Source organism: Pseudomonas sp. SDO524_S393, assembly GCF_054071875.1.
Map to the genome: position 1 here is coordinate 1 of NZ_JBSVVZ010000113.1, position 11,261 is coordinate 11,261.

At 61.2% G+C, this 11,261-nt stretch carries 8 protein-coding genes; 4 read left to right on the forward strand and 4 right to left on the reverse strand.

Translation table 11 applies throughout. The features are described 5' to 3' along the window. Positions 1–397 precede the first annotated feature (397 nt). A complete protein-coding gene (gene tkt / locus ACW9IB_RS28450; protein WP_457416615.1) occupies positions 398–2,452 on the reverse strand; it encodes a transketolase in 2,055 nt (684 codons plus the stop codon). Positions 2,453–2,626: 174 nt separating this feature from the next. Between tkt and ACW9IB_RS28455 the strand changes: the two genes are divergently transcribed. Then, entirely contained in the window at positions 2,627–2,851 is a 225-nt protein-coding gene (locus ACW9IB_RS28455) for a YdcH family protein (protein ID WP_457368917.1), read from the forward strand. A gap of 156 nt (positions 2,852–3,007) precedes the next feature. Here the strand turns inward: ACW9IB_RS28455 and hglS are convergent, their stop codons facing one another. Beyond that, entirely contained in the window at positions 3,008–4,384 is a 1,377-nt protein-coding gene (gene hglS / locus ACW9IB_RS28460; RefSeq protein WP_457416617.1) for a 2-oxoadipate dioxygenase/decarboxylase HglS, read from the reverse strand. 291 nt (positions 4,385–4,675) lie between these two features. Between hglS and ACW9IB_RS28465 the strand changes: the two genes are divergently transcribed. Both ACW9IB_RS28465 and ACW9IB_RS28470 read left to right on the forward strand, forming a co-directional pair. Continuing rightward, a complete protein-coding gene (locus ACW9IB_RS28465) occupies positions 4,676–6,085 on the forward strand; it encodes an OprD family outer membrane porin (protein ID WP_457368915.1) in 1,410 nt (469 codons plus the stop codon). A gap of 68 nt (positions 6,086–6,153) precedes the next feature. Next, positions 6,154–8,775 (forward strand): MGH1-like glycoside hydrolase domain-containing protein, encoded by a 2,622-nt coding sequence (locus tag ACW9IB_RS28470; protein ID WP_457416620.1) that lies wholly within the window; start codon positions 6,154–6,156, stop codon positions 8,773–8,775. Positions 8,776–8,839: 64 nt separating this feature from the next. On the opposite strand, the gene ACW9IB_RS28475 is transcribed toward ACW9IB_RS28470, so the two are convergent. Then, positions 8,840–9,154, reverse strand: coding sequence for an SCP2 sterol-binding domain-containing protein (locus tag ACW9IB_RS28475; protein ID WP_457368913.1), 315 nt, complete (start codon positions 9,152–9,154; stop codon positions 8,840–8,842). Positions 9,155–9,210: 56 nt separating this feature from the next. Further along, on the reverse strand, positions 9,211–9,921 hold the full coding sequence (locus ACW9IB_RS28480) for a histidine phosphatase family protein (RefSeq protein ID WP_457416622.1): 711 nt from the start codon (positions 9,919–9,921) through the stop codon (positions 9,211–9,213). Positions 9,922–10,116: 195 nt separating this feature from the next. Here ACW9IB_RS28480 and sohB point away from each other — a divergent pair, with 195 nt between their 5' ends. Further along, entirely contained in the window at positions 10,117–11,142 is a 1,026-nt protein-coding gene (gene sohB, locus ACW9IB_RS28485; protein WP_457368911.1) for a protease SohB, read from the forward strand. Positions 11,143–11,261: the final 119 nt, after the last annotated feature.

The following is an 11,261-nucleotide window of genomic DNA, read 5'->3' on the forward strand; positions in this document are numbered from 1 at the left end:
GACCCACCGCTTTCGCAGCCTCGCCGGGGCTCGACAGCTCCCACAGGGGACTTGCGTGGCTAGAAAAACTCTGTCAGCAGGGCCATCGCGCCGGGCACTGTCTTGCCAGCGATAGAGATCCAATGTGGGAGCGGGCTTGCTCGCGAAGACTACGGCACAGCCGACACAGATGCTGCCTGACCCACCGCCTTCGCAGCCTCGCCGGGGCTCGACAGCTCCCACAGGGGGCTTGCAGTGGTTGGAAAAACGCTGTCAGCAGGGCCATCGCGCGGGGCGCTGTCTCGCCAGCAATAGAGATCCAAGGTGGGAGCTGGCTTGCCTGCGATAGCGATCTGTCTGCGCCAAATAAATTGGCTGACTCACCGCTATCGCAGGCAAGCCAGCCCCACAGTTTTGATCAATGTCGTGTCAGGTCGATCTGCGCCTTGGCCTGCTTCACCACATTCTCCACGGTAAACCCGAACTGCTCCTGCAGTTTGGCCAGCGGTGCCGACGCGCCGAAGCTGTTCATCACCACCTTGGCCCCGGTCTGACCCACATAGCGGTCCCAACCCAATGGCCCTGCTTGCTCCACCACCACCCGCGCTTTCACGGAGGGTGGCAATACGCTGTCGCGGTAGGCAGGGTCCTGGTCTTCAAATAATTCCCAACTGGGCATGGAGACCACTTGCGCGGCAATCCCTTCGCTTTTCAACTGCTCATACGCCGCCACGGCCAGGCTGACTTCACTGCCGGTGGCCAGCAGAAGCACTTTGGGTTTGTCCGCACCCGCCAACACATAAGCGCCTTTGGCCGCACCGGAGGCGGGCGCGTACTGCGTGCGGTCCAGGGTCGGCAACGGTTGACGCGACAACACCACGCAACTGGGGCGGTGGGTTTGCGCCAGGGCGACTTTCCACAGTTCCAGGGTTTCATTGGCGTCACCGGGGCGCAGGGTCAACAGCCCCGGTGTCGAGCGTAGCTGGGTCAAGTGTTCGATCGGCTGGTGGGTCGGGCCGTCCTCGCCTACGCCAATCGAGTCATGGGTGAAAACGAATACCACCGGCAACTCCATGATCGCCGCCAGTCGGATCGGCGGTTTCATATAGTCGCTGAACACCAGGAAGGTCGAGGTGTAGGGCCGCAGGTAGGACAACGCCATGCCATTGGCAATCGCGCCCATGGCGTGTTCACGGATGCCGAAGTGCAGGTTGCGTCCACTGTAGTCGCTGGCGCTGAAACGCCCGGCACCGTCGAAGGTGAGATTGGTTTTGGTCGACGGCGACAAATCCGCCGAGCCGCCCAGCAGCCACGGAATCTGTTGGGCGAAGGCGTTGAGGACTTCGCCGCCCGAGGCGCGGCTGGCGATGCCTTTGGTGTCAGCGGTAAAGTCGGGCAGTTTGGCCTGCCACTGCGGTGGCATTTCCCCGGCGCGCATGCGTTGCAGTTCATCGGCCCGTGCCGGATCGAGGCGGGCGAGTGTCTGATTCCACTGCTGGTACAGCGGCTCGGCCCGTCCCAGCAATGCGTCGCGCAGTACCGTGCGGGCTTCATCGGGCACCCGGAAGTGGGCGTCCTGCGGCCAGCCATAGGCGGCCTTGGTCAGGCGGATTTCCTCATCGCCCAACGGTTCGCCATGGGCGGCTGCAGTGTTGTGTTTGTGGGGCGAGCCGTAGCCGATCACGCTGTCGACCACAATCAGCGTCGGCGCACCACTATGGTTTTTGAAGGTTTCCAGCGCTGTGCTCAGCGCTTGCAAGTCATTGGCGTCGGTCACGTGCAGGGTGTGCCAGCCATAGGCTTCGAAGCGCTGGATCACGTTTTCGCTGAAAGCCAGTTCGGTATGGCCCTCGATGCTGATGGTGTTGTTGTCGTAGATCCAGCACAGGTTATCCAACTTCAAGTGTCCGGCCAGGGAAGCCGCTTCGCCGCTGATGCCCTCCATCATGTCGCCGTCACCGCACAGGGTGTAGACGTCGTAGTCGAACAGCACCTGGCCGTCGCGATTGAAGCGCTCGCCCAGCCAGCGCCCGGCCATCGCCATGCCGACGCTGTTGGCACAGCCTTGGCCGAGCGGGCCGGTGGTGGTCTCGACGCCGGTGGTCATGCGGTATTCCGGATGACCGGGGGTTTTTGAGCCCATTTGCCGGAACTGCCGGATATCGTCGAGGCTGACAGCCGGTTGGCCCGAGCGCTTGCCGTGGGCGTCGATCTCGACCACCCCAGCCAGGTGCAGCAGCGAATACAACAGCATCGACGCATGCCCCACCGACAACACAAAACGGTCACGGTTGGGCCAGTCGGGATGTTCGGGATGGTAGCGCAGGAAGCGACTCCACAGCGCATAGCCCACCGGTGCCAGGCCCATGGGCGTGCCCGGGTGACCGGAATTGGCCTTCTGCACGGCGTCCATCGCCAGGGTGCGAAGGGTGTTGATGCATTGGGTGTCGACAGCGGTGGCAGCCTGCGTCATGAAATCGGTCTCCCTCGGGTGGCTATCTAGAGTGGAGGGCGGGGGATGACAAAGGTTTGATTCGTGTGCCAGTGCCACGACGAACGGGGTGTATCGAGCCTAAACATGACAAGACCCCCGGGAATGGGCTAGCTTCAAAGGCGTAAACCATTGATCAACACGCGGAGGTACGCCATGCCAGTGAAACACGACCTGTATCAGGACTTGGGGATCAGCAAGGAAGTCGTTCACGAACGCAGGGCGAGTGATGCACACCTGGACTCGCTGCTCAATAAATACGATGACGCTGACAAGGAAGTGCTCAAAGCAGAGGCGGCCAGTGCCAGTGATGACATCGTGGAAAAATTGAAGAAGGAGCGGCTGTTGATCAAGGACAAGATCGTGGGGCAGTTGGGCTAAGCCTATGTCCGCATTCCTACAGGGTGCGGACATATTTGTTCAGAATTGTCTGAAGGACAGTATTCAAGTCACTGCTTATGATGCCCACCGCCCACCCGGCTCTGGGGACTGTAGCGGCGCAAGGAATGCGCCGGTGAGCCGGGTGGGCACCTCATTTCATGTCAGCAGCGCCTGGGTGCACTCATCCACGGAGCGCTGCTGCGTCTCGGCATACAGGTGCAGCTCGTCGATTGTGCGACGCCCCAGGGCTTTTTCGAATTCAGCCTGATTGGAATTGGCCGCGTAGTGGCTCTGCGCGGCATCGCCCAGGTTCGATTGAAAGATCCCCGCCGCACTGACGGGCAGAAAATCCTCATACACCAACGGCTCCACATCGATGTGGCCGGCGGCGATCAATGCATCCAGTGTGCGCGGCTGATCGGCATGGCCGCGTGCCGCCAGGCCGGTTTCGGTCGCGAAATAGCGGAAATACGCCAGGCCCTGTTCACGCATCTGTGCGTGATCATCCGGGAAGGCCTGGAAGTGATGTTCCATCAATTGCATATAACGCGCGGCGTTGCCCTCATTGGGGAAGGCGCCCAATTCGTCGCGCGCGGCATTCAGCAATTGGTCGTACAGTGCGCGACCTTTGGGAGTGAGCGCCACGCCGCGTTGTTCGATTTCGCCGAAGCGCGCGCTGTGGCTACCTTGTGCGTCGCTGAAGGCGATGGGTTCGTCGAGCGCCTTGAAGCTGGTCTGGCGCAGCAGGATCGGGCACCGGCGACGCGGCGGCCCCTCGATCACAGCCTTGGGGGTGATGCCTTTGCCGGGCATGGCGGTCTGCACCTGGTCGATGTCCAGCGTGCGCGGCGTGAGGTGGTTGATGTGCGGGCCCTTGAAGGCCACCACGTCCGCGATCAATCGATGCTGGTCGCTGAGCTGCTGGTACTGTGCGCCGGTGACGGTGGCGGTGTGGTGCCAGCGAAAGGTTTCCAGGGCCTGGCGGATGAATGCTTCGGCATCGCTGGCGTTGAGGCCACCGTCCTTTTCCGACTGCTCGATCAGGGCCAGGGCGCCGGTTGTGAAGATCGAGCGTTTGGCCAGGGCGCTTTCGGCGAAAGCACGCAGTTCAAGGTTCTCGATCAGCTCCAGGCGCAGCAGCGAGGTGAATACGCGGAATGGGCTGGTTTGCAGCGCCTGTTCATGCACCGCGCGAAATGCGGTGGAATGCACCGGTACACCGGCCGGTGTCAGGTCGTAGTAGCCCACGGGTTGCATGCCCATTACCGCAAACAACCGGCTGATGGTCGCCAGTTCCTGGGCCGTGCCCAGACGGATGGCGCCGTGGCGTTCCATGTCGAGGCGCTGGATTTCCCCGGTGCGTTGCAGCTGTTGCGCCAGGCCCGGTTCGGCGTCGAGCACGCGGGTATTGGTCTCGGCCACCAGGTCCATCAAGGCGCCATACAGGGGAACTTCATCTCGGTACATATCCGACATGGCCCTGGAGAAGCCTTGGCGGATGACGTCTGGGCTGACATGGGCGGCAGTGGGCATAGAAAAATTCCTGAACACGGTGGAGAGAGGTGTGGCCGTTGCCTGAATTCTGTTGGCCTCGGGGGGACGGTGCAAACGAAGAATCCTCAGGACTTCATTCTTGAAATGAATGGCATGACACGAATATGACAAAAAACACCGGTCTGGAAATTTCATTTTCAGGCGGTTTTCCTAACAAATTCTTCACGAGGTGCGCCCCGGTCCTCATGAAACAATCGTCACGTTTGTAGGGATGAAAACGCCGATTTGCACACCACACACACATAAAAAAATGTTTAGGGGCCGTCGTTAATGAAGATATCTACACTGGCGTTGTCCATCGCCGCTACCGTGCTTGCACCGCAGGTTTTCGCCGATGATTTCGGACTCGGCTCTCTGGGCACGGGCAACGGTCACAGCGGTTTCCTGGAGGACAGCCACGCGTCCGTCAGTTCGCGGACCATGTACTACAGCGCGGATAACCGCTCGGGGACCAACAACGACCTGCGCGAAGCCGCGACCTTGCTGCGCTTCGACTACAAATCCGGCTACACCCAAGGCACCCTTGGTGTCGGCTTCGACGTCATGGCGTTCGGCGCCCTGCGTCTGGACGGCGGCGATGGCCACACCGCAGGCCCGGGCCTGGCGGGTAACGGCAACAGCTTCTTCCCGACCAAGAACAACGGCACCGAGCCGGCCGACTCCTTCGGGCGTGCCGCCGGTAACGTGAAATTCCGTATCTCCCAGACCGAATTGCACGTAGGTGGTGGCCTGGCGCCGGTGTTGCCGATCCTGGTGTCCAACGACAGCCGTGTAGCGCCGCAGACCTTTGATGGCGGCATCCTGACGTCCAACGACATTCCCAACGTGACCTTCACCGGCGGTGAGTTGAACCGCGCCGAGGGCCGTGCGTCCAGCAACTCCACCGGCCTGAGTGTGGCTGGCGGTACCCGCGACAGCGACAGCTTCAAGTTCGGCGGTCTGGACTACAAGCCGTTCGGTTCTTCCGACAACGCCATCGCGAAAAACCTGACGTTGCAGTACTACTACGCCCAACTGCAAGACTTCTACAAACAGAACTACTTCGGCCTGGTCCACGTACTGCCGCTGGGCAACGACCAGTCGTTCAAGACTGACCTGCGCTACTTCGACAGCACCAGCGACGGCAAGAACGGCGAGAGCGGCTACCAGTTCAACAACAACGGTGGCTTCGCCAAGCACGCCAACGAAGTGGACAACAAAACCTACAGCGCTGCATTTACCTATCAACTGGGCGGCAGCAGCCTGATGCTCGGCCACATCGGTGTAGGTGACGACGGTGGTTTCGTCTGGGTCAACCAGGGCAGTATCGCCGACCCGCACGCCCAGGGTGCAGGCGGCAGCGACTTCTACCTGTTCACCGACGCAGTGGTCGGCCAGTTCTCCCGCGCGGGCGAGCAGGTCAACTTCGGTCAGTACTCGTATGACTTCAAGGCGTTCGTGCCGGGCCTGAAGGCGTCCGTGGCTTACCTGGACGGCAAGGACATCAAGTCGAAGGTCGCCGGTGGTCCTGACCAGAAAGAAAACGAAACCGACTTCCGTCTGGACTACGTTGTACAGGCAGGTCCTCTGAAAGGCTTCGGTACCACGTTCCGTACCGGTACCTACCACGGCAAAAACACCGGCACCGCCGACCAGGATCAAACCCGCCTGATCTTCAACTACACCTACGCCATCTTCTAAGTCTTCATGCAACGGCGCGTCATTGGGTTCTACACTGCTGGCTCACCGAGCAGGCGATGGAGGCCCCAATGGCGCAACTACGTGAAACAATCGAAGGCCAACGCCTGGCGATGCAAGATGCCGAGCGTTGGCGCGAGTGGGGCCCCTACCTGAGTGAACGCCAATGGGGCACGGTGCGCGAAGACTACAGCGCCGACGGCGACGCCTGGGCCTACTTTCCCCATGAACACGCCCGCAGCCGCGCCTATCGATGGGGCGAGGATGGCCTGGCGGGTTTCAGTGACAAGGCGCAACGCTGGTGCCTGGGCCTGGCTCTGTGGAACGAGCGTGACGCGATCATCAAAGAGCGCTTGTTCGGCCTCAACAACGCCGAAGGCAATCACGGCGAAGACGTCAAGGAACTGTACTTTTTCGTCGACGGCGTACCGAGCCATGCCTACATGCGCATGCTCTACAAATACCCCCACGCGGCTTTTCCCTACGCCGACCTGATCACCGAGAACGCCCGGCGCGGTCTGGGTGATGCCGAGTACGAGATCCTCGACACCGGTGTGTTCGAAGACAACCACTATTGCGACGTCAGCGTCGAGTACGCCAAGCATCTGCCTGACGATGTGTTCATGCGTGTCACCGTGCACAACCGTTCGCAGCAGCCGACGCGCTTGCAGGTATTGCCGCAGCTTTGGGCGCGTAATGACTGGAGCTGGACCGCTGGCGCGCCGAAGCCGCAATTGGTACGGGATGGCGAACGTGTGCTGGCGCGCCATCATGAGCTGGGCGATCGCGACCTCAGCGCCTGGGGTCCGGGCGGCATCGAATGGCTGTTCTGTGAAAACGAAACCAACTTCCCCCGGCTCGACGGCCAACCGGCACCGGGGCCGTTCAAGGATGGCATCAACGATTACGTGGTGGGTGGCGTGCAAACCGCGGTACGCCACGACGTCGGTACCAAGGTCGCGGCGCGCTTCATCCTCGACCTGGCGGGCTTGGAGAGTCAGGTGCTGTATCTGCGTTTCGCGCCGGTGGACGCCCCCGAGGTCAATGCGCGCAAGCTGTTCGAACAGCGCCGTCAGGAGGCGGATGACTTCTACGCGGCGCTGCAACAGGGCATCGCCGATGAGGATGCGCGCAATGTGCAGCGCCAGGCGCTGGCCGGCCTGCTGTGGTCCAAGCAGTTGTATTACTTTGATGTGAACCAGTGGCTCGACGGCGACCCGGCCCAGCCCGCACCGCCGCCCGAACGCCTGCATATCCGCAATACCCATTGGCGGCATTTGTCCAACTTCGACATCCTCTCCATGCCCGACACCTGGGAGTACCCGTGGTACGCCTCGTGGGACCAGGGTTTCCAGGCGGTAGCGATGGCGCTGATCGACCCGGGCTACGCCAAGCAACAACTGCTGTTGCTGGTCAAGGACCGTTTCATGCACCCCAACGGGCAGTTGCCGGCGTACGAATGGCGCTTCGACGATGCCAACCCACCGGTCCACGCCTGGGCCAGTTGGCGGGTGTACCAGCAGGACAAGGCGCTGACCGGCGTAGGCGACATGGATTTTCTTGAGCGGATCTTCCACAAGTTGCTGTTGAATTTTTCCTGGTGGGTCAACCGCAAGGATGCCGAAGGTCGCAACCTGTTTCAGGGGGGCTTTCTGGGGTTGGACAATATCGCGTTGTTCGATCGTTCGGCGCCTTTGCCGTCGGGTTATCAGCTTGACCAGGCTGACGGCACCGCCTGGGTCGCCGCTTATGCGCTGGATCTGATGCGCATCGCTCTGGAGCTGGCTCGGCGCAACACGGTGTATGTGGATATCGCGGTGAAGTTTTTCGAGCACTTCCTGTACATCGCGGGGGCAATCAACCGCGTCGACGACAGTGCCGAAGGTCTGTGGGACGAGCAGGACCACTTCTTCTATGACGTGCTGCACCGGCCCGACGGACAGAACGAACCGGTGCGTCTGCGCTCGATTGTCGGGCTGATGCCGCTGTTTGCGGTGCTGGTGCTGGAGCAGCGTGAGCATGAAGGGCTGGAGGGTTTGCGCGAACGCTTGCTGGGTTTCATGAAGCACCGGCCGGACCTGGCCCGTCTGGTCTCGCGCTGGAACGAGCCGGGGCAGGGGAACCGCCTGTTGCTGGCGTTGCTGCGGGGCGAGCGCACTAAGGATCTGCTGCGGCGCATGCTCGATGATCAGGAGTTTCTGTCGGTCTTCGGCGTGCGCTCACTGTCCAGGGCGTTCGCCGAACAGCCCCTGGCGCTGAAAATGAACGGCAACACCCTGTGCGCCAGCTATCAGCCGGGAGAGTCGGATTCACGCTTGTACGGTGGCAACTCGAATTGGCGCGGGCCGTTGTGGATGCCGGTGAACTACATGCTGATCGAATCGCTGCGCGAGTTTCATCGCTATTATGCGGAGCATTTTTCGGTGGAGTACCCCACTGGCAGCGGTTATCTGGCATCCCTGGAGGAAGTGGCCGACAGCCTGAGCCTGCGCCTGACCCGATTGTTCCGGCGGGATGAAAATGGACGGCGGCCATCGATGGCCGGCTATGCGCAGCTGGAGGCGGACCCGGCCAGTCGCGACCTGGTGTTGTTCCATGAATATTTTCATGGGGAGACCGGGCGTGGGCTGGGGGCGTCCCATCAGACGGGGTGGAGCGCGTTGGTGGCGTTGCTGTTGCAACCCAGGATCTAGGGGCCCTGCAAAATAAAATGTGGGAGCGGGCTTGCTCCCACAGGGATTCAGGGTTGCCCGTGAATCAGGCCGGGAACAGCTCGCTCAGCTTCATGGCCAACATCATGTCGCCTTCAGTGCGCAGTTTGCCGCTCATGAACGCTTGCATGCCGTCGGTGTCGCCACTGACGATGCCTTCCATGGTTTCGCCGTCGGTCACCAGGGTGACTTGTGCGTCAGGGTTTTCGCCTTCCAGCAACTCGCAGGTGTTGTTTTTAACCACCAGGGAAAAGTTCTGGGTTTCGTCGATGCGGAAGCCGAACACCAGGTCCAGGCCGTCGGCGGCGGCTGGGTTGAATTTGGCTTTCATTGCTTCTACAGCTTTGGCTACGTCAGTCATGGTTTCGATCCTTTAGGGTAGAGTCCAGTGACCTTGGGGTCACGGTTGGCCGCGGTTCATCGGTACGTGATGAGCTGCGGCGCCTTCAACAGTTGCAAGTGGGTGTGACTGTTGAAGGAAGCCAGTGCCACTTCGCGACCGCGGAATTTCAGCTGGTTGAGCGAAGTGTTAACAATTTGCCAGTTCAGCTCGAAAGCCTGGGCGGCAGGCATTCGGGTAATCAGGTGGAGCAGGGCGGTGATGGTGCCGCCGGAAGTGAACACGGCGATCTTGTGCGAGTCTTGCGCGGCATCGAGGACGCGCTGCAAGCCGCCCTGCACGCGCTCGATAAAGCCCAACCAGCTTTCCAGGCCCGGCGGGTCATAGGTGCCGGCCAGCCAGCGCTCGATGATCAGGGCGAAGATGCGCTGGAATTCGCTGCGGTTCTGCGCGGCATTGCGCAGGATGTCCAGGGCTTCGGGTTCGGTGGTGAGCAGGTCGGGGAGCAGTGCGCGAATGATCGCTTCGGCGTCGAATTCGTTGAACGCGCTGTCGACTTCCAGGGCCGGCACCGGCAGGCCGAGGGCGCTGTACTGTTCGAAGGCGGCGGTGGCGGTGTGCTGCTGTCGGCGCAAGTCGCCGGCGACGCAGCGGTCGAACACCAGGCCCATGTCGGCCAGATGGCGACCGAGCACTTGCGCCTGTTGCACGCCAACGGGCGAGAGGACGTCATAGTCGTCTGCACCGAAGGAGGCCTGGCCATGTCGAATCAGATAGATGCTGCCCACGTCCGTTTTCCCGGTACGTTGAAAGTCTGGCGAGGTTATGAGGATGCTTTCGAGCTGTCAATGAAAAAACATACGCTTGTTTTAAAAGGCCGTTGGAGGGCCTGGTTGCTGGCGGTTTGATCACTGGCTCGAACGCGGTGCCGCCGGTATGCTTGGGCAATCCGCGCCTGGCGCACAGCACTTTTAAGGAGAAACATGGATTTTCTTGCCGAATACGCGAGCTTTCTGGCGAAGACCGTCACCCTGGTGGTCGCTATTCTGGTGGTACTGATCAGTTTCGCCGCACTGCGCAGCAAGGGGCGCCGCAAGTCCGCCGGGCAGTTGCAGGTCGACAAGCTCAATGATTTCTACAAGGGCCTGCGTGAGCGGCTGGAGTCGACGCTGCTCGACAAGGACCAGCTCAAGGCGCTGCGCAAGGCCGAAAGCAAGACCGAAAAGAAAAAGGACAAGAAAAAGCCCGAGGCCAAGCCACGGGTGTTCGTGCTGGATTTCGATGGCGATATCAAGGCCTCCGCCACCGAGAGCTTGCGCCATGAAATCACCGCGCTGTTGAGCCTGGCCACGCCGAAAGATGAGGTGGTTCTGCGCCTGGAAAGCGGCGGCGGCATGGTGCACAGCTACGGCCTGGCATCTTCGCAACTGGCGCGTATCCGCCAGGCGGGCGTGCCGCTGACCGTGTGCATCGACAAGGTCGCGGCCAGTGGCGGCTACATGATGGCGTGCATCGGCGAGAAGATCATCAGCGCACCTTTCGCCATCCTCGGCTCCATCGGCGTGGTGGCGCAGTTGCCCAACGTCAACCGCTTGCTGAAGAAACACGATATCGACTTCGAAGTACTCACCGCCGGCGAATACAAGCGTACCCTCACGGTGTTTGGTGAAAACACCGAGAAGGGCCGGGAAAAGTTCCAGGAGGACCTGGACATCACCCATCAACTGTTCAAGAACTTCGTCTCGCGCTACCGCCCGCAGCTGGCGATTGATGAGGTCGCGACCGGAGAAGTGTGGCTGGGTGTTGCAGCTCTCGACAAGCAACTGGTCGACGAACTGCAAACCAGCGACGAATACCTCGCGACCAAGGCCAAGACCGCCGAAGTGTTCCACCTGCACTATGCCGAGCGCAAAAGCCTGCAGGAGCGCGTCGGGCTTGCGGCCAGCGGCTCGGTGGACCGTGTGCTGCTGACCTGGTGGAACCGCCTGACCCAGCAGCGCTTCTGGTAGCCCGCCCCTGTGGGCACAATCAATGTGGGAGCGGGCTTGCCCGCGATTGCGGTTGATCCCCCTCCAGGTGTGTTGTTTGGGCACCCCATTCTCCGGCCAACCCACCCCCCCCACAACCC